General features: G+C 63.6%; 23 protein-coding genes. 15 read left to right on the plus strand and 8 right to left on the minus strand.

Annotated features, from left to right (window positions below):
* The first annotated feature begins 3 nt into the window (after window positions 1-3).
* The 11 genes from IF103_RS17595 to IF103_RS17645 all read left to right on the plus strand — a co-directional run bounded on the left by IF103_RS17595 (window position 4) and on the right by IF103_RS17645 (window position 11,252).
* Complete coding sequence (locus IF103_RS17595; protein ID WP_027907431.1) at window positions 4-816, plus strand: IclR family transcriptional regulator; 813 nt, start codon at window positions 4-6, stop codon at window positions 814-816.
* 1 nt (window position 817) lies between these two features.
* Window positions 818-1,615, plus strand: coding sequence for an SDR family oxidoreductase (locus tag IF103_RS17600; RefSeq protein WP_023381735.1), 798 nt, complete (start codon window positions 818-820; stop codon window positions 1,613-1,615).
* Entirely contained in the window at window positions 1,608-3,290 is a 1,683-nt protein-coding gene (locus tag IF103_RS17605) for a thiamine pyrophosphate-binding protein (RefSeq protein WP_202675511.1), read from the plus strand. Before IF103_RS17600 ends, IF103_RS17605 begins: the two co-directional genes overlap by 8 nt.
* Before the next feature lie 10 nt (window positions 3,291-3,300).
* Entirely contained in the window at window positions 3,301-4,104 is an 804-nt protein-coding gene (locus IF103_RS17610) for an aspartate dehydrogenase (RefSeq protein WP_023381737.1), read from the plus strand.
* A gap of 10 nt (window positions 4,105-4,114) precedes the next feature.
* Entirely contained in the window at window positions 4,115-5,605 is a 1,491-nt protein-coding gene (locus tag IF103_RS17615; RefSeq protein ID WP_027907430.1) for an aldehyde dehydrogenase, read from the plus strand.
* Window positions 5,602-6,570 (plus strand): VOC family protein, encoded by a 969-nt coding sequence (locus IF103_RS17620; RefSeq protein WP_023381739.1) that lies wholly within the window; start codon window positions 5,602-5,604, stop codon window positions 6,568-6,570. Before IF103_RS17615 ends, IF103_RS17620 begins: the two co-directional genes overlap by 4 nt.
* A gap of 10 nt (window positions 6,571-6,580) precedes the next feature.
* On the plus strand, window positions 6,581-6,808 hold the full coding sequence (locus IF103_RS17625; RefSeq protein WP_023381740.1) for a recombinase-like helix-turn-helix domain-containing protein: 228 nt from the start codon (window positions 6,581-6,583) through the stop codon (window positions 6,806-6,808).
* Window positions 6,809-6,828: 20 nt separating this feature from the next.
* Entirely contained in the window at window positions 6,829-7,863 is a 1,035-nt protein-coding gene (locus tag IF103_RS17630) for a Rieske 2Fe-2S domain-containing protein (RefSeq protein WP_023381741.1), read from the plus strand.
* A gap of 8 nt (window positions 7,864-7,871) precedes the next feature.
* Entirely contained in the window at window positions 7,872-8,831 is a 960-nt protein-coding gene (locus IF103_RS17635) for a PDR/VanB family oxidoreductase (protein WP_202675512.1), read from the plus strand.
* Window positions 8,832-9,217: 386 nt separating this feature from the next.
* On the plus strand, window positions 9,218-10,447 hold the full coding sequence (locus tag IF103_RS17640) for a putative porin (RefSeq protein WP_104883396.1): 1,230 nt from the start codon (window positions 9,218-9,220) through the stop codon (window positions 10,445-10,447).
* Between the two features lie 334 nt (window positions 10,448-10,781).
* A complete protein-coding gene (locus tag IF103_RS17645) occupies window positions 10,782-11,252 on the plus strand; it encodes a DUF4265 domain-containing protein (protein WP_027907428.1) in 471 nt (156 codons plus the stop codon).
* 4 nt (window positions 11,253-11,256) lie between these two features.
* Here IF103_RS17645 and IF103_RS17650 read toward each other — a convergent pair whose 3' ends face one another.
* From IF103_RS17650 to cysK, 4 genes are all read right to left on the minus strand, one after another.
* Entirely contained in the window at window positions 11,257-12,138 is an 882-nt protein-coding gene (locus IF103_RS17650; RefSeq protein WP_023381745.1) for a DMT family transporter, read from the minus strand.
* A 115-nt stretch (window positions 12,139-12,253) separates the two neighbouring features.
* A complete protein-coding gene (locus tag IF103_RS17655; RefSeq protein ID WP_252189409.1) occupies window positions 12,254-12,415 on the minus strand; it encodes a hypothetical protein in 162 nt (53 codons plus the stop codon).
* Between the two features lie 138 nt (window positions 12,416-12,553).
* Window positions 12,554-13,489, minus strand: coding sequence for an aspartyl/asparaginyl beta-hydroxylase domain-containing protein (locus IF103_RS17660; protein WP_023381746.1), 936 nt, complete (start codon window positions 13,487-13,489; stop codon window positions 12,554-12,556).
* A 161-nt stretch (window positions 13,490-13,650) separates the two neighbouring features.
* Window positions 13,651-14,625 carry a cysteine synthase A gene (gene cysK / locus IF103_RS17665; protein ID WP_202675513.1) on the minus strand — a complete coding sequence of 325 codons (975 nt, stop codon included), beginning with the start codon at window positions 14,623-14,625 and terminating at the stop codon, window positions 13,651-13,653.
* A 130-nt stretch (window positions 14,626-14,755) separates the two neighbouring features.
* Here cysK and IF103_RS17670 point away from each other — a divergent pair, with 130 nt between their 5' ends.
* The 3 genes from IF103_RS17670 (at window position 14,756) to IF103_RS17680 (ending at window position 18,049) form a co-directional block, all read left to right on the plus strand.
* The gene (locus IF103_RS17670) at window positions 14,756-15,829 is read left to right on the plus strand and encodes an AsmA family protein (RefSeq protein WP_023381748.1); all 1,074 of its coding nucleotides are present in this window, start codon (window positions 14,756-14,758) and stop codon (window positions 15,827-15,829) included.
* Between the two features lie 183 nt (window positions 15,830-16,012).
* Window positions 16,013-16,858 carry an AAA family ATPase gene (locus IF103_RS17675; protein WP_023381749.1) on the plus strand — a complete coding sequence of 282 codons (846 nt, stop codon included), beginning with the start codon at window positions 16,013-16,015 and terminating at the stop codon, window positions 16,856-16,858.
* Window positions 16,859-16,870: 12 nt separating this feature from the next.
* Window positions 16,871-18,049 (plus strand): vWA domain-containing protein, encoded by a 1,179-nt coding sequence (locus IF103_RS17680; protein WP_023381750.1) that lies wholly within the window; start codon window positions 16,871-16,873, stop codon window positions 18,047-18,049.
* Between the two features lie 57 nt (window positions 18,050-18,106).
* Here the strand turns inward: IF103_RS17680 and IF103_RS17685 are convergent, their stop codons facing one another.
* Genes IF103_RS17685 through IF103_RS17700 form a run of 4 tightly spaced genes read right to left on the minus strand, consistent with a single transcriptional unit; the run spans window position 18,107 to window position 21,785 of the window.
* Window positions 18,107-19,024 (minus strand): 5-oxoprolinase subunit C family protein, encoded by a 918-nt coding sequence (locus IF103_RS17685; protein WP_202675514.1) that lies wholly within the window; start codon window positions 19,022-19,024, stop codon window positions 18,107-18,109.
* Window positions 19,021-19,716: a 5-oxoprolinase subunit PxpB gene (pxpB, locus tag IF103_RS17690; protein WP_202675515.1), complete on the minus strand. Its 696-nt coding sequence runs from the start codon at window positions 19,714-19,716 to the stop codon at window positions 19,021-19,023. The genes IF103_RS17685 and pxpB overlap by 4 nt, the downstream gene beginning before the upstream one ends.
* Window positions 19,713-20,492, minus strand: coding sequence for a 5-oxoprolinase subunit PxpA (locus tag IF103_RS17695; protein ID WP_186598952.1), 780 nt, complete (start codon window positions 20,490-20,492; stop codon window positions 19,713-19,715). The genes pxpB and IF103_RS17695 overlap by 4 nt, the downstream gene beginning before the upstream one ends.
* 9 nt (window positions 20,493-20,501) lie before the next feature.
* Window positions 20,502-21,785, minus strand: coding sequence for an MFS transporter (locus IF103_RS17700; RefSeq protein ID WP_027907424.1), 1,284 nt, complete (start codon window positions 21,783-21,785; stop codon window positions 20,502-20,504).
* 129 nt (window positions 21,786-21,914) lie between these two features.
* Here IF103_RS17700 and IF103_RS17705 point away from each other — a divergent pair, with 129 nt between their 5' ends.
* The gene (locus IF103_RS17705) at window positions 21,915-22,826 is read left to right on the plus strand and encodes a LysR family transcriptional regulator (RefSeq protein WP_023381755.1); all 912 of its coding nucleotides are present in this window, start codon (window positions 21,915-21,917) and stop codon (window positions 22,824-22,826) included.
* Window positions 22,827-22,878: the final 52 nt, after the last annotated feature.

The following is a 22,878-nucleotide window of genomic DNA, read 5'->3' on the forward strand; positions in this document are numbered from 1 at the left end:
GAAATGGATCCGTTGAAGGAAAACCAGGACAAGTACATCGTCCCGGGCCTGGAGCGCGGCCTGCTGTTGCTGTGCGAATTCAGCCGGCAGAACCGCACCCTGACCGCCCCCGAACTGGCCCGGCGTCTGTCGCTGCCACGCTCGACCATCTTCCGCCTGCTGACCACCCTGGAAACCATGGGGTTCGTCACCCGCAGCGGCAACGAATACCGCCTCGGCATGTCGGTGCTGCGCCTGGGCTTCGAGTACCTGGCCTCGCTGGAGCTGACCGAGCTTGGCCAGCCGTTGCTGGCGCGGCTGTGCGATCACCTCAACTACCCCAGCAATCTGGTGGTACGCGATGGCCGCTCAATTGTCTACGTGGCCAAGGTCTCGCCGCCTTCGGTGTTCTCCAGCGCGGTCACCGTGGGTACCCGCCTGCCAGCCCATGCCACCGTGCTCGGACGTATCCTGCTGGCCGACCTGAGCCTGGCCGAACTGCGTGAGCTGTACCCCGAAGAGCATCTGGAGCAGTACTCGCCGTGCACGCCCAAAACCGTGCTGGAGCTGTTCGACCTGGTGCAGGCCGACCGCCTGCGTGGCTATGTCAGCGGCGAGGGCTTCTTCGAGTCGACCATCTCCACGGTGGCGGCGCCGGTGCGCGATGCCAGCGGCCAGGTAGTCGCAGCCCTCGGCCTGACCATCCCCACGGTGCAGATCGGCCACGTCAACTTCGACAACCTGCTCGGCCAGGTGCGTGGCAGCGCCGACGAACTGTCGCGCCTGCTCAACTACCGACCCGGCAGCGGCCATGTCACCGCGTTGATGAGGGACTGAGATGAACCCCTATCGACTTCACGACAGCACGGTGATCGTCACCGGCGGCTCGTCCGGCATCGGCTACGCCTGTGTCGAACTGCTGCTCGAAGCCGGCGCCCGCGTAGCCTTCTGCGGCCGCAACGAAGAGCGCCTGCGCAGTGCCGAAGCACGCCTGCGCGAACGCTTCCCCGAGGCCCACTTGCTGGCTCAGGTGTGCGACGTGCTGGATGCCGGCTCGGTGCAGGCATTCGCCGCCGCCAGCCTGGACGCGCTGGGCCCGGCCCAGGCACTGGTCAACAACGCCGGACAAGGCCGTGTGTCGACCTTCGCCGACACCACCGACGAGGCCTGGAACGAAGAACTGCAGCTCAAGTTCTTTTCCGTCATCAACCCGGTGCGCGCCTTCATGGCGCAGCTGCAGGGCCAGCAGGATGCCTCGATCGTCTGCGTCAATTCGCTGCTGGCAAGCCAGCCCGAGCCGCACATGGTCGCCACCTCCGCGGCCCGCGCCGGGCTGAAGAACCTGGTGCGTTCGATGGCCTTCGAGTTCGCCGAACACGGCATCCGGGTCAACGGCATTCTCATCGGCCTGGTCGAGTCCGGGCAATGGCGCCGCCGCTTCGAGGCCCGCGAAGAACGCGACCTGAACTGGTCGCAATGGACCGCGCAGCTGGCGCAACGCAAGCACATACCCCTGGGCCGCCTTGGCCTGCCGAAGGAAGCGGCGCAGGCCATCCTGTTCCTGGCTTCGCCGCTGTCGGCCTACACCACTGGCAGTCATATCGATGTATCCGGAGGCCTGTCCCGCCATGCGTAACGAAAACACCGTCACCGTCGGTGCCGTCATCACCGCGTTCCTCGAACAATGCGACGTCAAGGCTGCGTTCGGGGTGATTTCGATCCACAACATGCCGATCCTCGATGCCTTCGCCGTACGCGGCAACATCCGCTTCGTCATGGCCCGTGGCGAAGCCGGCGCCACCAACATGGCCGATGCCTATGCCCGCAGCAGCGGCGGCCTGGGCGTCTGCCTGACCTCCACCGGCACCGCCGCTGGCAACGCCGCTGGGGCCATGGTCGAGGCACTGACCGCCGGCACGCCATTGCTGCATATCACCGGGCAGATCGAGACCCCCTACCTGGACCAGGAACTGGCCTACATCCACGAAGCCCGCGACCAGCTGACCATGCTCAAGGCCGTGTCCAAGGCCGCGTTCCGTGTGCGCAGCGTGGAGACTGCACTGAGTACCCTGAAGCTGGCCGTGCAGACCGCCCTCACCGCCCCGACCGGCCCGGTGAGCGTGGAAATCCCGATCGACATCCAGTCGGCTTTCATCCCCATGCCGACCGACCTTTCACCGCTGCCGATTCCAGTCGCCGCGCCTGCCGCCGAAGCCCTCGACCTGGTCGCCGAGCGACTGGCCAGCGCCCGCCGTCCGCTGTTGTGGCTCGGCGGCGGCGCCCGCCATGCCGGGGCGCAGGTCAAGCGTTTGCTGGCGATGGGCGTCGGCGTGATCACCTCGACCCAGGGCCGTGGCGTGGTCAACGAAGACGACGAGCGTTGCCTGGGTGCGTTCTCGCAGAACAAGCTGGTCGAAGGCTTCATGCAGACCTGCGATGCACTGGTGGTGGCCGGCTCGCGCCTGCGCAGCAACGAAACCTTCAAGTACGCCCTGAAGCTGCCACGCACCACGCTGCGCATCGACGTCAACCCGGCCATCGAAGGCCGCAGCTACCCCAGCGACCTGTTCGTTTGCGGCGATGCCGCCCTGGCCCTGGAAGGCCTGGCCGATCGTCTGCAGGGCCGGTTGAACATCGACCCGAACTTCATCGACGAGCTCAAGGCGGTGCGTGCCCAGGCTCGCCAACAATTGGTGGCCGACCTCGGCCCGTACTCGGCCATGGTCGAACAACTGCAGGCCCAGACCGGCCGCAACTTCACCTGGGTACGCGACGTCACGCTGTCCAACAGTATCTGGGGCAACCGCCTACTCAACCTGTACCACCCGCTGTCAGGCGTGCACGCCCTGGGCGGTGGCATTGGCCAGGGCCTGGCAATGGGCATTGGTGCGGCGGTAGCCGCCGCTGAAACCGCGCCGGGGCGCAAGGTCTTCGCCCTGGCCGGTGACGGTGGTTTCATCCTCAACCTGGGCGAACTGGCGACCTTGGTCCAAGAAAAGGCCAACGTGGTCATCCTGCTGATGAACGACCAGCGCTACGGCGTGATCCGCAACATCCAGGACGCCATTTACGGCGCCCGCCACGCCTATGTCGATCTGCATACCCCCGACTACAGCAAGCTCGCCGAATCCCTTGGCCTGCGCCACGGCCTGGTCAAGGACCTCAAGGAATTCAGCAGCGTCCTCGGTGGCGCCCTGCAGACCAACGGCCCATTCCTGCTGGAAGTGGACATGCTCAGCGTCGGCGGCTTCGCCACCCGCTTCGCCGGCCCGCCCAACAGCGAAACCAAGGCGCAGAAGGCCACGGCCTGAGGACCCCGTCATGCTCAACATCACCATGATCGGTTGCGGTGCCATTGGCATCAGCGTGCTCGAACTGCTGGAGAAAGACCCGCAGTTGCACGTTGACGCGGTGATCGCCTCGGCCGGTTCCGAAGACCTGGTGCGTCAACGCCTGGCCAGCTTCCGTCAGCCGCCGACAGTGCTCACGGCGCTACCGGCCGACGCCCGTCCCGACCTGCTCGTCGAGTGCGCCGGCCACAAGGCCATCGAAGAGCATGTGCTGCCGGCACTGGAGCGTGGTATCGCCTGCCTGGTGGTCTCGGTCGGGGCGCTCTCCGAACCTGGCCTGGTCGAGCGCCTGGAAGCGGCAGCGGCACGAGGTAACACCCGCATCGAGCTGCTGCCTGGCGCCATCGGTGGCATCGATGCGCTCTCGGCCGCCAAGGTCGGCGGCCTGGACACGGTCGACTACATCGGCCGCAAGCCGGCCCGGGCGTGGAAGAACACGCCTGCCGAACAGGTCTGCGCACTGGACGAGCTGCGCGAGCCAACGGTGATCTTCCACGGCAGCGCCCGAGAAGCCGCACAGCTGTACCCGAAGAACGCCAATGTCGCCGCGACCCTGTCGTTGGCTGGCATCGGCCTGGACCGCACCCGGGTGACGCTGATCGCCGACCCGCTGAGCGAGGACAACGTCCACCACTTCGAAGCCCGTGGCGCCTTCGGCGGTTTCGAGATGAGCCTGCGCGGCAAGCCGCTGGAAGCCAACCCGAAAACCTCGGCGCTGACCGTGTACAGCGTGGTCCGCGCCTTAGGCAACCACGCCCACGCCATATCCATCTAGGGGACTGTCAATGACACTGGAACAGACCTTACCCATTTGCATCGCCGGCACCTGGCGTCTGGGCGGCGGCGAGCGCTACGCCACCTGCTACCCAGCCACGGGCGAGCCGGTGGCCTGGCTCAACGCCGCCAGCCTGGACGACGTCGAGGCCGCCGTGCAGGGCGCGCATCAGGCCTTCCTGCACAGCGGCTGGGCACAGCGCAAACCCCACGAGCGCGCAACGGTGCTGTATCGCATCGCGGGGCTGATCCGCGAACGCGCCGAGGAGCTGGCACAGTTGCAGCGCCAGGACAACGGCAAGCCAATCGGCGAGACCCGCGCCCTGGTCGCCAGCGCCGCTGGCACCTTCCAGTTCTTCGCTGCGGCCTGCGAAACGCTGGAAGAAACCATCACCCCATCACGCGGCGACTTCGTCAGCATGAGCGTCTACGAGCCGATGGGCGTAGTCGCGGCGATCACGCCATGGAACTCGCCGATCGCCAGCGAAGCGCAGAAGGTGGCCCCGGCCCTGGCCGGTGGCAACGCCGTGGTGATCAAGCCGGCGGAAATCACCCCGCTGCTGGCCCTGCAACTGGCGCGTATCTGCGAGGAGGCCGGGCTGCCTAAAGGGCTACTCAGCGTGTTGCCGGGCAAGGGCTCGGTGCTGGGCGACGCCCTCACCCGCCACCCGCTGGTCAAGCGTGTGTCGTTCACCGGTGGCACCCGCACCGGCAAGCACATCGCCCATATCGCCGCCGACAAGATGATGCCAGTGTCCCTGGAGCTGGGCGGCAAATCACCGACCATCGTCCTCGACGACGCCGACCTCGACCACGCGGTGGCCGGGGTGCTGTATGGCATTTTCAGCTCCTCGGGCGAAGCCTGCATCGCCGGTTCCCGGCTGTTCGTCGCCCGCTCCTTGTACGAGCCGTTCATGGCACGCCTGACTGCCGCTGCCGCACAATTGCGCGTGGGCGACCCGGCCGACGAACGTACGCAGATGGGTCCGCTGATCAGCGCCGCCCACCGCGAATCGGTGGAGCGCTACGTCGCCCTGGGCCTGGCCGAAGGTGGCCGCCTGCGACTGGGTGGCGAACGCCCCGCAGGTGGCGTGTTCGACCAAGGCTACTTCTACCCACCGACCATCCTCGAGGGCCTGGGCAATCACCAGCAGGTCTGCCAGGAAGAAATCTTCGGTCCGGTGCTGGTGGCCATGCCTTTCGACAATGAAGAAGCGCTGATCACTCAGGCCAACGACAGCCTGTACGCCCTCGCCGCCGGTATCTGGAGCCGTGACTACAAGCGCGCCTGGGCACTGGGCCGCAAGCTGCAGGCCGGCACCGTGTGGATCAACACCTACAAGCAATTTTCCATTTCGACCCCCTTCGGCGGCTGGCGCGACAGCGGCCTGGGCCGCGAAAAAGGCCGCCTCGGCATCCTGCAATACATGGAACAGAAGAGCCTTTACTGGGGCATGAACGATCAACCGCTGGCCTGGGCCGGACTGGAGACAGGACAATGAGCGTACTGGGCATCGACGAAGTCACCTACGGCGTGGAGGACCTCGCCACCTGCGCACGCTTCTTCACCGATTGGGGCCTGACCCAGGTCAGCGAGCACGACGATGAAGTGATCTTCGAAACCCTCAACGGCTGCCGCGTGGTACTCGCCGCCCACGACAAGCCGGGCTTGCCACCGGCCATCGAGCCTGGCTCGACCGTGCGTGAGGTGGTCTGGGGTGTTGAGAGCCAAGCCGACCTTGCGCTGTACAGCCAGCGTATCGCCAACGACCCAGGCTTCGTCGAGGGCAACGGCCGCATCGGCTGCACCGACCCCAACGGCCTGGCCATCCGCTTGCAGGTCACTCGCAAGCGTGCGCTGGACATCGAGTGCAGCGGCCACAACACCTGGCAGACCAAGGGCCGCATCAACAAGCCATCGCCCATCTACGACCGCGCCACGCCGATCGAGGTCGGCCATGTGGTGTTCTTCGTCAAGGACGTCAACGCCTGCGAAGCCTTCTACCACGAGCGCTTCGGCTTCCAGGCCTCGGACCGCTACCCCAACCGTGGTGCCTTTCTGCGTACTGCCGAGGAAGGCGGTCATCACGACCTGTTCATGCTGCAACTACCCGCACCGCGCGCCGGACTCAACCATGTAGCGTTCACCGTGCGCGACCTGCACGAGGTATTCGGTGGTGGCATGCACATCTCCCGCTGCGGCTGGGCCACCGAAATCGGCCCCGGCCGCCACCCGGTGTCGTCGGCCTTCTTCTGGTACTTCAAGAACCCGGCCGGCGCCTTGGTCGAGTACTACGCCGACGAAGACCAGCTGACCGGCGAGTGGCAACCACGCGAATTCGAACCGGGCCCAACGGTCTTTGCCGAATGGGCCATTGCCGGCGGTATCGACGGCAACACCCGGCGCCAGCAGCACGTCGAAGCGCCACAAGGCAAATTCCTCACCGACAAGCCAAAGAACAATTGAGGTGCATTCCATGAGCACGACCGAGGTTTACCTGCAGCCGCACCAGGCGCGCAAACGCCCCAACACGCCGTTCGAGGACCTGCTCGGCGACTCCATCGAACGCGCCTACGGCAATGGTGTGAGCGAACTGGGCGAGCTGCTCGCCCACCTCAACCTGGCCGGCCCGCCCTGCCCGCTGACCAGTGGCGAGTGGACCGAAGACGCTTTCAAAACCCTGATGGCTCGGCTGGGCGAGTGATCCGCTGGAGGTAGAACAAGATGAACATGCACGTAACCGTCGATCCTGTTGAGCAACACCTGGCCAACGGCCTGAAAGACCTCTGGTTCCCGGTTTTGCCGTCGGAACTGCTGGGCGAGAAACCCGTCTCGATTCGCCGCCTGGGCTACAAGATCGCCCTGTGGCGCGACAACGATGGCAGCGTCCATGCCCTCGAAGACCACTGCCCGCACCGTGGCGCGCCGCTGTCCCAGGGGCCGGTGCTGGGCGATCGCCTGCAATGCCCTTACCACGGTGTGGAAGTGCGCTGCGACGGCACCGTGACCAAAGTGCCCGGCAGCCCCGGCTGCAAGCTCGAAGGCAGCCGCCCGACGCGAATGTTCCACACCCGCGAGGCGGCGGGCGCGATCTTCCTGTTCAACGCCGCCGACCCGCATCTGGAAACGCCTCCGGCGCTGGTACTGCCCGAGCAGTTGACCTCGCCCGAGTGGAGCAGCTTCCTCTGCTACACCGAGTGGAAAGGCGATTATCGCTATGTGCTCGACAACGTCATGGACCCAATGCACGGCACCTACCTGCACAAGATGTCCCACTCCATGAGCGAAGGCGAAGCCACCGCCAAGTTCGTCACCCGCGACACCGAGCAAGGCTTCTTCTTCGAGAAGGAGGGCCAGCGCGGGGTGAATTTCGACTGGACCGAATTCCTCGACAACGGCTGCCACTGGCTGCGCCTGGAAATCCCTTACCCGAAGACCGGCGGACCTGGCGGCAACTTCACCATCATCGGCAGCTACACCCCCAGCAGCCGTGCCCTGTCCGCCGTGTTCCACTGGCGCGCCCGTCCACTGACCGGCTGGCAGCGCGACACCTGGCGCTTCCTCTACAAGAACCGCCTGGAGGCCCGCCACTGGGCGGTGCTGGAGCAGGACCGGGTGCTGCTGGAATTCATGGAGCCGGACGCCAACCAGCGCGAGAACCTCTACCAGCACGACCTGGGTGTGGTGCGCCTGCGCCGTTACCTGAAGAGCAAGGCCAAGGAACAACTGGCCCTGATCGAAACCAAGCAACTGGGCTGAGGTGACCGATGTCCAACTCCTCCACCATCAGTGCCCTGGTGCACACCCTGCGCCATGAAGCCGAAGGCATCATCAGCGTCGAGCTGCGCCCTTGGGGCGACACGGTGTTCGCGCCGTTCGAGGCTGGCTCGCACATCGACCTGCACCTGCCCAACGGCCTGGTGCGCAGCTACTCACTGCTGAACGCGCCGAGCGATCAGGGCCGTTACGTGGTCGGTATCCTGCGCGACCGCGCCAGCCGCGGGGGCTCGCGCTACATCCACGAGCAACTGCGGGTGGGCATGCAATTGCAGATCTCGCAGCCGCGTAACAACTTCGCCCTGGACACCCGCGCCAGCCACAGCGTGCTGGTGGCCGGTGGCATCGGCATCACGCCGATCTATTGCATGTTCCGTCAACTCTTGGCGCTCGGCAGGTCGGCCGAGCTGATCTACTGCGCCCGTTCGCGCAAGGAGGCGGCGCTGCTGGAGGACATCGCCGGGCTTGGGGCGAAGGTGGTCTACCACTTCAATGACGAAAAGGGCTGTCTGCCGGACCTGGCGGGCTACCTGGCCGGGCGCCCGAGCGACACGCACTTCTACTGCTGCGGACCGACGCCGATGCTCGATGCCTTCGAGCAGGCCTGCGAAAACCTGGGCTACCCCCATGCCCACATCGAACGCTTTACGGCTGTGGAAGTGGCGCCGTCCGAGGATGCCCAGGTCAGCTACAGTGTCGAGCTGAGCCGGTCGGGCAAGACAGTCACCGTCGAGCCTGGGTTGAACCTGCTGGATGCACTGCTCGAAGCAGGCTGCGACATCGACTACAGCTGCCGCGAAGGCGTGTGTGGTTCATGCGAGACACGGGTCATCGAAGGCGAGATCGACCATCGTGACGGTGTGCTGACCAAGGCCGAGCGCGCCGCCAACGGTTCGATGATGGTGTGTGTGTCCGGGTGCAAGAGCCGGCGTTTGGTGCTAGATCTTTAAAGTAAATCTCGTGCTTGCTCACGCGTCGTTTGAACCGGCCCTCGCGGCCGGTTTTTTTTGCGCCTGGTTAGGGGGGGCGTGCATTTAGCGGGTTCACCCGTGAACAGGCCTGAACGGGCAACAGAACCACGCTGGTGCACATTCGCCCATTCGCTGGGCAGATCGGTAACCCAACTTCCGGCCTGTTCCAGATACGGCACGAAATAATGCGTTTCAAATATAAATAACTGTTTTACATGGATATTTTACAACTTTAAAACACTGGCACAAAACCTGCTCCATTCCCTGTGCAAAACAACGTATCACCCCTGAAACAAAAAACCCGCAATCCAGGGCGACGCTCCCTTATTGCCTGGGGAAAACTACTTAATCTTGCAGGGCATGGCATGAACAAATATGTGATAAGCCTCGGTTTCATTCTCGGCAGTTGCGCAAGTCTCGCCTCCGAACCCGGCCCCGCCGCCCCCGACCAGCCGCCAGCGGTCAAGAAGCCGTTCCCACACATCGCCTGGCGCAGTGACGATGGGCAAAGCAGCCTGGATATCGGCGGAGCCCTGCGCATCAACTACCGCGACGAGCACTGGGACACCACCGAGAACAATGGCCGCTTCCTGTTCGACACCTTCCGCCTGGATGTCCAGGCCAGCCACCGCCAGTTATTCAGCGATGTCGGCTACTGGTTCCAGGATGACGGCAAACGCTCCATCGACCGCGGCTTCGTCGGCTACCGCCTCAGCCCGCAAGCCAACCTGCAACTGGGCGCGCCGTTCAAACCCTTCGGCCTGGAACCCTACCCGCAATTTGGCTGGAGCTATCACATTCCATTTTTCATGGGCTACGGCGTGAGTGCCGGTACGGGCCTCAAATACAGCTACAAGGATGATCGATGGGACCTGCAGTTGGGGTACTTCCCGCGCATGTTGCCCTCCAGCCTGCGTTACTCGCCAGAAGTCGGGCGCTATGCCGACTTGAACGACAACGCCGTTCCCTTCACCCAGTCTCGCCAGGACAACGAAAAGCGCCACCAGGTCAACGCGCGCGTGGCCCGCACGTTCAGTGGCGAAGGTTGGAAATCCGAACTCGGCGCGTCGCTGGCAGCGGCTGAACTGTACAACGCCACCACTGACGATGACGGCGACTACTGGGCTGGCGGCGTGCATGCCCTGTTCAATCACGGGCCATGGACAATCACTGGCCAGGCGATCCGCTATGCGTACGACCCGAAGAACCCGGCAGGGGTCAGTGACGACGCCGTATTGATGGGAGGCAACGGCCTGACGCCGGCCTACCTGATTGCCTCGAAGGCGACCATCGGTGCGGTGAACGTCGGCTACGACGTGTTCACGCCCAACCTGGGGCAATTGAAGAAGATCAAGTTCTACACCGACTACAGCCGGATGATGAAAGACAAAAGCGGTTGGGACGACTCGCAGATGTTCACGGTCGGCGCCCAGTTCCTGGCCATGCCGATCATGGCCTGGGTCGATTTGACCTGGGCACGCAATGCCAACCCTTTCGGCGGCGCGGAGAACGGGACCGGTTGGACCAGCACCCGCTCGGTGGGTAGCAATGACTGGTATTACCGGACCAATATCAATATTGGGTATTATTTTTGATGGGCTTGTCGGTGGCATTGTGCCGCGTTTGAGATCGAGCGCCGCCCGCGCGGCGCATCGCGAGCGCCTACGTTTGTTTCGGGCCAATTATGCCTGCGCGAATTGCGCGCGACGTACACACAAGGCGGTCGCGCGCACCTGTCACAGGCGTTTTGGCCGAATACAAACGTAGGAGCGAGCGTAGCTCGCGATGCGCCGCGCGGGCGGCGCTCGGTTTCGAATACGCAACAAAACGCTCGGCATGCCCCAGGTGGCCCCTACCCAATCTCAATCGGTACAGACACCCAAGCCAAACCGCATTACGATAGGCAGCCCTCCCGACACGTAACGCCCCATGCCCCCCGAGCAAACCCCAGCCTACAAGATCGTGCTCTGGCGCCTGGAGCAGGATGCCCAAGGTTACCCACCCGCGTCGGTCGAAGGCCTCTGGGCAAAGCCCACCGTAGCTGGCTACAAGGTCGACAGCATTCCCTTCTATGCCTACGGCATCGCACCCGGCGACACCATCAGCATCCGTGAAGACGGCGAACAATGCTGGTTCGAAACCCTGCTGCACGGCGGCGGTGCTTCGGTGTTCCGCATCCTGGTAAAAGCCGCAGGCGACCTGGAACAAGTGCGCGCAGCGCTCGAGGATTTTGGCTGCCCCTGCGAAGTCGAAAAGGCGGTAAGGATGCTGGCCGTCGAAGTCCCGCCTGCACGTTCACTCGACACCGTGCTCTACTATCTGCTGACCCAGCGCGAAGCCGGCACCCTGGACTTCGAGGAAGGCGTGCTGCGCCACACCATCCCCGAAGAGTTCCGCTAAGCGCTTACGCCTCGGCCAACCGTGCCGCCGGCTTGCGGAACACGAACAGCAGACCGACCACGATCAGCCCCATGCCCAACAAGCTGAGCGGCGCCAGGCGGTTACCGAAGATCAGCAAGTCCATCACCGCCGTCACCGCAGGCACCAGGTAGAACAGGCTGGTGACATTGACCAGGTTACCCCGCGCAATCAGCCGGTACAGCAGTAAGGTGGCCAGCAACGACACCACCAGCCCCATCCACAGCAGCGCGCCGATGAAGCCACTGCTCCATTGCACATGCAGCGGTTGCAGCGGTGCGAATAGCCCGCACAGGGCAAAACCGGCCAGGTACTGCAGCGGCAAGGTGCCCATGGGGTTGTCGGTGATGCGCTTTTGCAGGATCGAACCCAACGTCATGCTGGCCAGCGCCAGCAATGCGAACAGCATGCCGGCCAGCGATACCCCGCCCAGGTTGATGCCCTGAAACACCACCATCACCAACCCGCCAAGCCCCAGGCCCAGACCGAACAGCCGGCTCCAGGAACGCTGGCGTTCCATGATCACCACGGTGAGGATCGGTTGCACGCCCATCACCGTGGCCATCACCCCAGGGGTGACGTGGGTGTCGAGCGCCAGCAGGTAGAAGATCTGGTAGGCGCCCAGCAGCACGCAACCGGTGCCCAAGGCCCGCAGCACCGCCGCACGGCCTCGCGGCCAACGCAGTCCGAGCAACGGGCTGATCAGCAGCAGACCGGCCAAGGCCAGCGCCGAGCGCAGCAGGAGAAAGGCAAACGGGCTGGCATGGGCCAGACCGAGCTTGGAAACGATCGCACCGCTGCTCCACAGCAGGACGAACAGACTGGTCGTGGCCGCCGAGGCCACGGACGCTTTGGAAAAGACAGACATGTATGCCACCTGTAATCGGGCAAAAAAGCCGAACGGAGGGCGTGTGCTTCAGTGAGGGAAGTCGCCGACCGTGTTCAGTAGGTTGCGGGTGCGAAGGGAGACGGCCAGAAGCCGATCAGCCCAGCACGACCACGCAGCGAGGCGGAGCTACGCCGCCTACGACGCCACTGACAGGTGGTGGGTAATGACTGATCATGACCGGCTGCTGACTGCCACGCACGCCCCTGCCCGCGACTGGCGCGATGGCGAAGCATGTGGTGGTAGGGATGGCAGGCATGAACAGGGTCTTCGAGGAAATGACTGCGAAGGACTATAGCGGTGGATTGTTCCTGCGACAAGCACTCGATGAGCGGTGGCAGCGGCCTTGTGTCGCGAAAGGGCCGCCACGCGGCCCCAGGGCGAACTTTCGCAACAATCAGAACAACCAGCGATACAGCAAGTACGCCACCACCACTGCCAGCACTGGCCGCAGGATGCGGTAGGCCTTGGGGTTGGCGCGTTTGAACTGCTTCATGCGGGTGCTGATCTTGTTGCTGAAGCGCTTGCTCCAGGCGTACGCCTGGTTGATGCCGCCAACACGCTCGTCATCGGTGTTCTGCGGCGCGGTGGCACGCCCGAGGAAGGCGCTGACCTTACGGTTGATGCGGGTCATCAGCGAGCTGCTGAGCGGGCGCTCGATGTCGCAGAACAGGATCACGCGGGTGACGTCGGTTTCATTCTTGACCCAGTGCACGTAGGTCTCGTCGAACATCACGTCCTCACCGTCACGCCAGGCATACACCTGCCCGTCGACGTAGATACGGCAGGCATCGGAGTTCGGCGTGGACAGCCCAAGGTGATAACGCAGGGAGCCGGCGAACGGGTCGCGGTGCGGGTTCAGGTGGCTGCCACCGGGCAACAGCGCAAACATCGCGCCCTTGACGTTGGGAATGCTGCTGACCAGCTCGACGGTCCTGGGGCACAGTGCCTCGGCCGATGGCAGCGGCTTGTCGTACCACTTCAGGTAGAAGCGCTTCCAGCCCTTCTTGAAGAACGACCCGAAGCCAGCGTCGTTGTCCTTCTCGGCAGCGCGAATGTAGCCCTCGTCGAACAGGCGCATGGCCTCTTCGCGGATTTCCTGCCAGTTATCCTTGAGCACATCCAGCTCAGGAAAGCGTGTGCGGTCCAGGTAAGGCTTGGACGGCACTCCGGAGAACAGGTACATCAGCGCGTTGTAGGGGGCGAACAGTGCCGAATGGTTGACGAACTGGCGCAACACCGGGAGCCGCGCCTTGCCACGCAGGTGCACGAACAGCACGCTGCCGAAGAACACCAGCAGCACACCTGCCTTGGCGACGAAGGAAAAGGTCATGCAACACTCCTTGCTGAGCAGCAGGCCAGCGCTGCCTGATGCTGACGAAAATCATCCGGCCATCATAAACCGATCCCGCTCCGGTAAAAACAACCGGAACGGGATGGCTGTATTAAAGATTTTGTAATAAACCGGTTCGCCGAGTATTGCCCGGTGTCAGCTTACTGCTGGTTTTCCTGCTCGCTGAACATGTCGCTGAACAGCATGCTCGACAGGTAGCGTTCGCCGGAGTCGGGCAAAATCACCACGATGGTCTTGCCCTGCATCTCCGGCTTTTCGGCCAGGCGCACCGCCGCCGCCATGGCCGCGCCGCAGGAGATGCCGCAAAGAATGCCCTCTTCGCGCATCAGGCGGATGGCCATGGCCTTGGACTCTTCGTCGGTGACCGTCTCCACCTGGTCGACGATCGACAGGTCGAGGTTCTTCGGTACGAAGCCTGCGCCGATGCCCTGGATCTTGTGCGGGCTGGGCTTGAGCTCTTCGCCGGCCAGGGTCTGGCTGATCAGCGGCGAAGCCACCGGCTCCACGGCCACCGAGAGGATCGACTTGCCCTGGGTGTGCTTGATATAGCGCGATACACCGGTAATGGTGCCGCCGGTGCCAACGCCTGCGACCAGCACGTCGATGGCGCCGTCGGTGTCGTTCCAGATTTCCGGGCCGGTGGTCTTTTCGTGGATCGCCGGGTTGGCCGGGTTGTCGAACTGGCCGGGCAGGAAGTACTGAGCAGGGTCGCCAGCGACGATTTCATTGGCCTTCTCGATCGCCCCCTTCATGCCCTTGGCAGGCTCGGTGAGCACCAGTTCGGCACCAAGGGCCTTGAGCACCTTGCGTCGCTCCAGGCTCATGGACGCCGGCATGGTCAGGATCAGCTTGTAGCCTCGGGCCGCTGCAACGAAAGCCAGGCCGATACCGGTGTTACCCGAGGTGGGTTCGACGATGGTCATGCCCGGCTTGAGCTTGCCGCTGCTCTCGGCGTCCCAGACCATGTTCGCGCCAATCCGGCATTTCACCGAATAACCAGGGTTGCGCCCTTCGATCTTGGCCAGGATGGTCACCCCACGCGGGGCGATGCAGTTGATCTGCACCAGCGGCGTATTGCCGATGGAATGGGCGTTGTCTGCGTAGATACGGCTCATGGCAGTGTCCTTGAACATGAGATGCAGGGAAAGACTTCAAGGTTAAGCCTGCCCCGGTGGCCAGTAAAGCCTGTTCGAACTCCCCCGCCAGCCCCGTGGTCCACCCTTCAACCTGCCCAGGAGAGCCCCAATGACCGCTCGCTACCGTTGGCCGCTGGTCGGCCTGGCCAGCCTGCTCGTGCTGCTGGCGGCCCTGCACCTGGCACTGCCTTACCTGGTGCGCGACTACCTCAATGAAAAACTTGCCGATATGGGCGACTACCGCGGCCAGGTCAGCGATGTGGACCTTGCCTGGTGGCGAGGGGCCTACCAGATCAACGGCCTGAAGATCGTCAAGACCACCGGCAAGGTGCCAGTGCCCCTGCTCGACGCCCCCCTGATCGACCTCTCGGTGAGCTGGCGTTCGCTGTGGTATGACCGGGCAGTCGTCGCTGAGGTCACCTTCGTGCGCCCCGAGCTTAACTTCGTCGATGGTGGCAACAAACAGTCCTCGCAGACCGGCCAGGGTACCGACTGGCGTCAACAGCTGGAAAAGCTGCTGCCCATCACCCTCAATGAGGTACGTATCGAAGACGCCACCCTGAACTTTCATAACTTCAACTCCAGACCGCCGGTCGACCTCAAGGCCACCCAGCTCAACGCCAAGGTGCTCAACCTGACCAACGTACGCAACGAAAAAGGCCGTCGTGACGCCCGTTTCGACGGCAGCGCTCGCTTGCTGGGCGATGCGCGGGTAGAAAGCCGCGCGACCTTCGACCCGTTCAGCGACTTCGACAACTTCGAATTCCGCCTGCGTGCCACCGGCATCGAACTGCGCCGACTGAACGACTTTGCCAGTGCCTACGGCAAGTTCGACTTCAATGCCGGCCATGGCGACCTAGTGATCGAAGCCCAGGCCAGCGACGGCAGGCTAAGCGGCTACATCAAGCCGCTGCTGCGCGATGTCGATGTGTTCGACTGGCAGCAGGATGTCGAGAACAAGAACAAAGGCTGGTTCCGCTCGATCTGGGAGGTGCTGGTCGGTGCCAGCGAAACCGTGCTGAAAAACCAGCCCAAGAACCAGTTCGCCACCCGCGTGGAACTCAGTGGCAGCGTACACAAGCAGGATGTCAGCGCCTTCGAGGCCTTCCTGCAGATACTGCGCAATGGCTTCATCGAAGCATTCAATGCACGTTATGAGCAGCCTTCTCCTGATTCCGACTGAATATTAGCGCGACGCACCATTCAGAGACTGAATGCCCGGTCTGCGTTTCCAGCTGCCTGGGCGCGGGTTATAGTCGCTGGCAAATGACAAACCTGTGTTGTCCGTTTCGGCCCTGTCGCCGACAACCCGGCTCCCTCCGGTACGCCGCGAGGGCCAGTACGGACACCCACCGAGGAGCGGTTCATGAAGTTCGAAGGTACCCGTGAATACGTCGCCACAGACGATCTGAAACTGGCAGTCAACGCAGCGATCACCCTGGAGCGCCCGTTGCTGGTCAAGGGTGAGCCGGGTACCGGCAAGACCATGCTCGCCGAACAACTCGCCGCCTCCTTCGGCGCCCGTTTGATCACCTGGCACATCAAATCCACCACCAAGGCCCACCAGGGCTTGTACGAGTACGATGCGGTCAGTCGCCTGCGCGATTCGCAGCTGGGCGTGGACAAGGTCCACGACGTGCGCAACTACCTGAAAAAGGGCAAGCTGTGGGAGGCGTTCGAGGCTGACGAGCGGGTGATCCTGCTGATCGACGAAATCGACAAGGCCGACATCGAGTTCCCCAACGACCTGCTGCAAGAGCTCGACAAGATGGAGTTCTACGTCTACGAAATCGACGAGACCATCAAGGCCAAGCAGCGCCCGATCATCATCATTACCTCCAACAACGAAAAAGAGCTGCCCGACGCCTTCCTGCGCCGCTGCTTCTTCCACTACATCGCCTTCCCCGATCGCGACACGCTGCAGCAGATCGTCGACGTGCACTTCCCGAACATCAAGCAATCGCTGGTCAGTGAAGCGCTGGACGTGTTCTTCGATGTGCGCAAGGTACCGGGCCTGAAGAAGAAGCCGTCTACCTCCGAGCTGGTCGACTGGCTGAAACTGCTGATGGCCGACAACATCGGCGAAGCGGTGCTGCGCGAGCGCGACCCGACCAAGGCCATCCCGCCGCTGGCCGGGGCATTGGTGAAGAATGAACAGGACGTGCAACTGCTGGAGCGCCTGGCCTTCATGAGCCGACGCGGCAACCGCTGACAGGAGCCGGCCATGCTGCTCAACCTGTTCAATGAAATGCGCGCGGCCAAGGTACCGGTGTCGGTGCGCGAGTTGCTCGACCTGCTCAATGCCCTGCAAAAGCGTGTGGTGTTCGCCGACATGGACGAATTCTACTACTTGGCACGGGCCATCCTGGTCAAGGACGAGCGTCATTTCGACAAGTTCGACCGGGCGTTCTCGGCCTACTTCAAGGGCCTGGAAAACCTCGACCGACACCTTGAGGCGCTGATCCCCGAGGACTGGCTGCGCAAGGAGTTCGAACGCTCGCTCAGCGATGAGGAAAGGGCGCAGATTCAGTCCCTGGGCGGCCTGGACAAGCTGATCGAGGAATTCAAGAAGCGCCTCGAAGAACAGAAGGAACGCCACGCCGGCGGCAACAAGTGGATCGGCACCGGCGGCACAAGCCCGTTCGGCTCGGGCGGGTTCAACCCCGAAGGCATTCGCGTGGGCGAGGCCGGCAAGCGCCAGGGCAAGGCGGTCAAGGTCTGGGACCAGCGCGAGTACAAGAATCTAGACGACCAGGTCGAACTCGGCACCCGCAATATCAAGCTGGCCCTGCGCCGCCTGCGCAAGTTCGCTCGCGAAGGCGCCGCCGAAGAGCTTGATATCGACGGCACCATCGACCACACCGCCCGCGATGCCGGGCTGCTGAACATCCAGATGCGCCCCGAGCGGCGCAATACGGTCAAGCTGTTGTTGCTGTTCGACATCGGCGGTTCGATGGACGCCCACGTCAAGGTGTGCGAAGAACTATTCTCGGCCTGCAAGACCGAGTTCAAGCACCTGGAGTATTACTACTTCCACAACTTCGTGTACGAGTCGGTGTGGAAGAACAACCTGCGCCGCACCTCGGAGCGCTTCTCCACTTTCGACCTGCTGCACAAGTACGGCGATGACTACAAGGTCGTGTTCGTCGGGGATGCGGCGATGGCACCTTACGAAATCACCCAGCCCGGTGGCAGCGTCGAGCACTGGAACGAAGAAGCCGGGTATGTGTGGATGCAGCGCTTCATGGAGAAATTCAAGAAGATCATCTGGATCAACCCCTATCCTAAGCAAGCCTGGGACTACACGGCTTCGACGCATCTGGTACGGGATCTGATCGAGGACAAGATGTACCCGCTGACCTTGCAGGGGTTGGAGGATGGCATGCGGTATCTGTCGAAGTAGGCTCGGTCGATAGCGGCCCTGTCGCCACGGTTCGTCGGGGCGACAGGGCCTTTGGCGTTACCCCCAACGGCGCAGGTAAGCCTGCTGCTCCCGCCAGGCATCCTCCTGAAGCACTGCCCTGAACCGCACCGTCGCCCCCGGCATGCACTGGGCCAATCGCGCCAGTGCCAGCGGCGTCAATGCCCCCAGTCGTGGATACCCACCAATGGTCTGACGGTCATTGAGCAGCACGATCGGCTGCCCATCCGGTGGCACCTGCACGGCTCCCAGGGGGATACCCTCGGAAATCATCGGCGCGCCCTGGTAGACCAATTGCGGTCCCAACAGGCGAATCCCCATGCGATCGGCGCGGCTGTCCAGCGCCCAGTCCGAATTGAACGTCTCGAACAGACTGGTGCCGCTGAAATCCCCGATCTGCGCGCCCATCACCAGGTCCAGAACAGGCTTTGCGCCATAGCCTGGACGCAGCGTTTCGGGCACCTCACTCAAGGCCGATGCGCTGCCTTCGAACGTCAGCACCTGCCCCTTGCTCAAAGGCGCCCCGCAACCATCGACGCCGCCCAATGCTTCACGCACGACCGTGGCGCAGCTACCCAGGACAGCTTCGGCATCGACCCCACCGGGCACCGCCAGGTAGGCTCGAACGCCCTGTTTAGGCTGCCTGAGTGTCAGCCGCTGCCCTTTGGCCAGCGTGAACGCGCGCCAAGGCGATAAAGGTTGATCGTCAAGCCGCGCATCCAGGTCAGCGCCGGCCAGGGCCAGCACGCAATCCTGCTCGGCCAGGACGGTAAAACCGCCCAGCGCCACTTCGATTACCGGCGCGCCCAATGGATTACCCAGCAGCCAGTTGGCCCAGTACATCGCCACCCAATCCAACGCCCCGCCCTGGGTCACCCCCAGATGCCGGACGCCAAAGCGCCCTGCGTCCTGCACCTGGCACAGCGCGGTGCTGGTTTCGATCCTCAACTGCTTCATGCCTGTGCCTCCAGCGGGCTGTCATCGCCACCCAACGCCAGGAACCGGGCATGGGTGACCGCCACGAAGCGCACCCGGTCACCCGGTTGCAGCAAGCTGTAGCCCTTGCGTTGTCGGTCGAACAAACGAACCGGGGTGCGCCCGATCAAGTTCCAGCCCCCTGGCGATACTGCCGGGTAGGCCGCGGTCTGACGCTCGGCAATACCGACGCTGCCCGCCGCCACGCGTTTGCGCGGAGTGCTCAGGCGTGGCGAGGCCAAGCGCTCGTCCACCAGCCCCATGAAGCCGAAACCGGGGGCGAAGCCCAAGGCGAAAACCGGGTATTCGCGCTCACTGTGCAAACGGATCACCTCGTCCTCGGACAAGCCGCTGCGGGCGGCCAGCACCGGCAGTTCAGGGCCGACACTGGCGTGGTACCACACCGGAATCTCATGCCGATACCCGCTGTTGCCTGTATCTGGCTGCACACCTTCCAGCGCGTGTACGATCAACCTCCTCGCCTCTGCCGGCGCCAGGTCGCACTGCACCATCAACGTGGTATAGGACGGCACCAGATCCACCAGGCGCTCTCCGAAGGCCGCCCGAAGCCGCTGGCTGGCCGCCAGGATCCACGGCATGTTGGCTTCGTCGATGGCGTCGAACAGGCGCACCATCAGGCTGTCGATGGCCACGACCTCGATACGCACCTTCATGCGCGCTCCAGCGCATCGAGGGCTTGGCGAATCTGGCGCACGGCGGCCACGGAGCTGTCGTTGTCGCCGTGCACGCAGAGGGTGCTGGCGTTCAGGCGCAGCGCGCTGCCATCGCTGGCGACCAGGGCCTCGCCATGGGCCAGGTGCAGGGCCTGTTCGACCACCAGCGCCGGGTCGTGGTGAACAGCGCCCGGCAAGCGGCGGGAGACCAGATGCCCACTGGCGGTGTAGGCGCGGTCAGCGAACGCCTCGAACCACAGCGGCACGCCAATTTCATCACCCAGCGCCTGGGCCGCGCTGTCGTCGGCGGTGGCCATCAGCATCACTGGCAAACCGGTGTCATAGGCCGCCACGGCTTCGAGTACGGTGCGCAGCTTGATTGGGTCGGCCATCATGTCGTTGTACAGCGCACCATGGGGCTTCACGTAAGCCACCCGGCCGCCAAGCACCCTGCAGATGCCGTCCAGCGCACCGATCTGGTAATGCAACAGATCGCGGATTTCCTCGTTGCTGCAGGCCATCGACCGGCGACCGAAGCCAACCAGGTCTGGATAGGCCGGATGGGCACCGATGGTCACTCCGTGATCCAGCGCCATGGCCACGGTACGGCGCATGATGCTCGGGTCACCGGCATGGTAACCACAGGCAATGTTGGCGCAGTCGATGTAAGGCATGACGTCAGCGTCCAGGCCCATGCGCCAGTTGCCGAAACTCTCACCCATGTCGCAATTGAGTAGCAGGCGTTTCACCTTGCGTGCTCCCGTGTCGATGTTCATATGCCTACCTTAACGTGCCTGAAGCTGTTTGCCGCGGGTTTCCGGCAGGCTCAGCGCCGCCAGGATCACCACGCCGTACGAAACTGCGGAAAACACGCCAATGCCCAGCCCCAAGGGCACCTTCTGGCCGAGCAGCCCGATCATCAACGGGAACAGCGCGGCGATCACCTTGCCGATGTTGTAGCAAAAACCCTGCCCCGATCCCCGGATACGCGTGGGGAACAGTTCGGTCAGGAACGCCCCCATGCCGCTGAAGATGCCCGAGGCGAAGAAGCCCAGTGGGAAGCCCAACCACAACATCACGCCATCGCTGACCGGCATCTGCGTGTACAGCAGCACGATGACGAACGAACCCACGGCGAACAGGATGAAGTTCTTCTTGCGCCCCAGCAGATCGGACAGGTATGCACTGACCACATAGCCCACGTACGAGCCAACGATCACCATGGCCAGGTAACCGCCCGTGCCCAGCACGCTCAGGCCGCGCTCGTTCTTGAGGAACGTCGGCAGCCAGGAGGTAATGGCGTAGTAGCCGCCCAGGGCGCCAGTGGTCAGCAGGGAGGCTCGCACGGTGGTCCAGAGCATGCCGGGGGCGAAGATCTCGTAGAAATGCGCAGGCGCCTCGGCCTTTTCCACCGCCTTGGCCGCACGATAGACCTCCGGGTCCTTGACCAGACGACGGACGAAGATCACGAACACCGCCGGCACCAGCCCCAGCAGGAACAACGCCCGCCAAGCTTGCTCCGCCGGCAGCCAGGAGAACAGCAGCGCGTACAAAATCGCCGTGAGCCCCCAGCCGATGGCCCAGCCGGATTGCACCATGCCCACCGCCTTGCCACGGTCCTGGGCGCGGATCACTTCGCCGATCAGCACCGCGCCAGCGGTCCACTCGCCACCGAAACCGAAGCCCATCAAGGTACGGGCAATCAGCAACTGCTCGTAGTTCTGGGCGAAGCCGCACAGGAAGGTGAAGAAGGCAAACCACAGCACCGTCAGTTGCAAGGTGCGCACGCGACCGATGCGGTCGGAGAGAATACCGGCGATCCACCCGCCAATGGCTGAGGCGATCAGGGTGCTGGTATGAATCAGCCCGGCCTCGGTGGTGCTGATGCCCCACATCAGGATCAGCGTGGGAATGACGAAGCTGAGCATCTGCGTGTCCATGCCATCCAGGCCATAGCCAATCTTGCAGCTCCAGAAGGTGCGTCGTTGCTGTTTGTCGATGTCGCGATACCAGGCCAATGGCCCGGTCGAGCTGGGGGAAGACACCTGTTGCACGCCGGATGGGTTCATGCTTGCCTCGGCTTGTTGGTATTGTTTTATGGACGACGTCTGGCGTCGCGGCCTGTCACCATTGTTCAGAGGCCGTGCGGCTTGAGTCCAACGAGAAAAACCGCCGGTCTGGAACAAGAAAAACTGATCATGAACCTCCGTTTCCTCGAAACCTTCGTCTGGGTCGCGCGGCTCAAGAGCTTCCGCCTCACCGCGGACAAGCTGTTCACCACCCAGGCCTCGGTCTCCAGCCGTATCGCCGCGCTGGAGGCGGACCTTGGGGTTAAGCTGCTGCTGCGCGACTCGCGGGGCGTCAGCCTCACACCGGAAGGCAGCAAGGTGCTGGAGTACGCCGAGCACATGCTCGATACCGCCAAAGCGATGAAACAGTCGCTGGACAGCGACCGGACCAAGGTCGGACGCATTCGCATCGGGGTGATGGACACGGTGATCCACACCTGGATGAGCGCGCTGGTGGCCGAGCTGACCGAGCGCTATCCGCACGTGGAAATCGAACTGGTGGCCGACACCGCGCTGAACCTGCGCGAACAGCTGCAAAAGGGCTTTCTCGACGTGATTCTGCAGACCGACCTGCTGCGCGAGCAGTCGATTCGCAGCCTGGACCTGGCCCGTTACCCGATGGGCTGGGTGGTGGCCACAGGCTCCAGCCACCACCGCGAATACGCCTCGCTCGCCGAACTGGGACGCGAACGGATCGTCACGTTTTCCAGAAATTCGCGGCCACATCAGGAAGTGCTCAGCCTCCTCCAGGGCGCGGGGTGCGAGATGCCCCGGTTGAACTGCGTGAACTCGGTGGCGGCGATTACCCGGCTATTGCGTGACGGCTTTGGTATTGGTGCGCTGCCGCCTGCGCTGGTGGATGCGGAACTGAGTCGCGGCGAGCTGGTGTTGATCGAAGGCCTGCAACCGCCGCCGAGCCTGGAACTGGTGGTGGCGTGGCAGACCGGGGTGGCCTTGGTCGACGAAGTGGTCAGGGTGTGCAGGCAAGTGCTGGAGGGCTATGCGCGGGATGTCGGCGGCCAGCGGATCGTGCTGGTCTGACGGTCTTGTCGCCCAGGACGCCCCTGTAGCGGGTGCGTTGCAGGCGCTGGCG

Source organism: Pseudomonas sp. SK2 (genome assembly GCF_016772395.1).
GTDB classification, from domain to species: Bacteria; Pseudomonadota; Gammaproteobacteria; order Pseudomonadales; family Pseudomonadaceae; genus Aquipseudomonas; species Aquipseudomonas taiwanensis.

What these genes read in the sequence shown, in the direction of transcription:
- IF103_RS17595 (WP_027907431.1), top strand. Translation starts at nt 4, where the DNA reads ATGGATCCGTTGAAGGAAAACCAGGACAAGTACATCGTCCCGGGCCTG.
- IF103_RS17600 (WP_023381735.1), top strand. Translation starts at nt 818, where the DNA reads ATGAACCCCTATCGACTTCACGACAGCACGGTGATCGTCACCGGCGGC.
- IF103_RS17705 (WP_023381755.1), top strand. Translation starts at nt 21,915, where the DNA reads ATGAACCTCCGTTTCCTCGAAACCTTCGTCTGGGTCGCGCGGCTCAAG.
- IF103_RS17620 (WP_023381739.1), top strand. Translation starts at nt 5,602, where the DNA reads ATGAGCGTACTGGGCATCGACGAAGTCACCTACGGCGTGGAGGACCTC.
- cysK (WP_202675513.1), bottom strand. Translation starts at nt 14,625, where the DNA reads ATGAGCCGTATCTACGCAGACAACGCCCATTCCATCGGCAATACGCCG.
- IF103_RS17685 (WP_202675514.1), bottom strand. Translation starts at nt 19,024, where the DNA reads ATGAAGCAGTTGAGGATCGAAACCAGCACCGCGCTGTGCCAGGTGCAG.
- IF103_RS17695 (WP_186598952.1), bottom strand. Translation starts at nt 20,492, where the DNA reads ATGAACATCGACACGGGAGCACGCAAGGTGAAACGCCTGCTACTCAAT.
- IF103_RS17670 (WP_023381748.1), top strand. Translation starts at nt 14,756, where the DNA reads ATGACCGCTCGCTACCGTTGGCCGCTGGTCGGCCTGGCCAGCCTGCTC.
- IF103_RS17680 (WP_023381750.1), top strand. Translation starts at nt 16,871, where the DNA reads ATGCTGCTCAACCTGTTCAATGAAATGCGCGCGGCCAAGGTACCGGTG.
- IF103_RS17650 (WP_023381745.1), bottom strand. Translation starts at nt 12,138, where the DNA reads ATGTCTGTCTTTTCCAAAGCGTCCGTGGCCTCGGCGGCCACGACCAGT.
- IF103_RS17675 (WP_023381749.1), top strand. Translation starts at nt 16,013, where the DNA reads ATGAAGTTCGAAGGTACCCGTGAATACGTCGCCACAGACGATCTGAAA.
- IF103_RS17655 (WP_252189409.1), bottom strand. Translation starts at nt 12,415, where the DNA reads ATGCCTGCCATCCCTACCACCACATGCTTCGCCATCGCGCCAGTCGCG.
- IF103_RS17605 (WP_202675511.1), top strand. Translation starts at nt 1,608, where the DNA reads ATGCGTAACGAAAACACCGTCACCGTCGGTGCCGTCATCACCGCGTTC.
- pxpB (WP_202675515.1), bottom strand. Translation starts at nt 19,716, where the DNA reads ATGAAGGTGCGTATCGAGGTCGTGGCCATCGACAGCCTGATGGTGCGC.
- IF103_RS17610 (WP_023381737.1), top strand. Translation starts at nt 3,301, where the DNA reads ATGCTCAACATCACCATGATCGGTTGCGGTGCCATTGGCATCAGCGTG.
- IF103_RS17640 (WP_104883396.1), top strand. Translation starts at nt 9,218, where the DNA reads ATGAACAAATATGTGATAAGCCTCGGTTTCATTCTCGGCAGTTGCGCA.
- IF103_RS17645 (WP_027907428.1), top strand. Translation starts at nt 10,782, where the DNA reads ATGCCCCCCGAGCAAACCCCAGCCTACAAGATCGTGCTCTGGCGCCTG.
- IF103_RS17615 (WP_027907430.1), top strand. Translation starts at nt 4,115, where the DNA reads ATGACACTGGAACAGACCTTACCCATTTGCATCGCCGGCACCTGGCGT.
- IF103_RS17625 (WP_023381740.1), top strand. Translation starts at nt 6,581, where the DNA reads ATGAGCACGACCGAGGTTTACCTGCAGCCGCACCAGGCGCGCAAACGC.
- IF103_RS17630 (WP_023381741.1), top strand. Translation starts at nt 6,829, where the DNA reads ATGAACATGCACGTAACCGTCGATCCTGTTGAGCAACACCTGGCCAAC.
- IF103_RS17660 (WP_023381746.1), bottom strand. Translation starts at nt 13,489, where the DNA reads ATGACCTTTTCCTTCGTCGCCAAGGCAGGTGTGCTGCTGGTGTTCTTC.
- IF103_RS17635 (WP_202675512.1), top strand. Translation starts at nt 7,872, where the DNA reads ATGTCCAACTCCTCCACCATCAGTGCCCTGGTGCACACCCTGCGCCAT.
- IF103_RS17700 (WP_027907424.1), bottom strand. Translation starts at nt 21,785, where the DNA reads ATGAACCCATCCGGCGTGCAACAGGTGTCTTCCCCCAGCTCGACCGGG.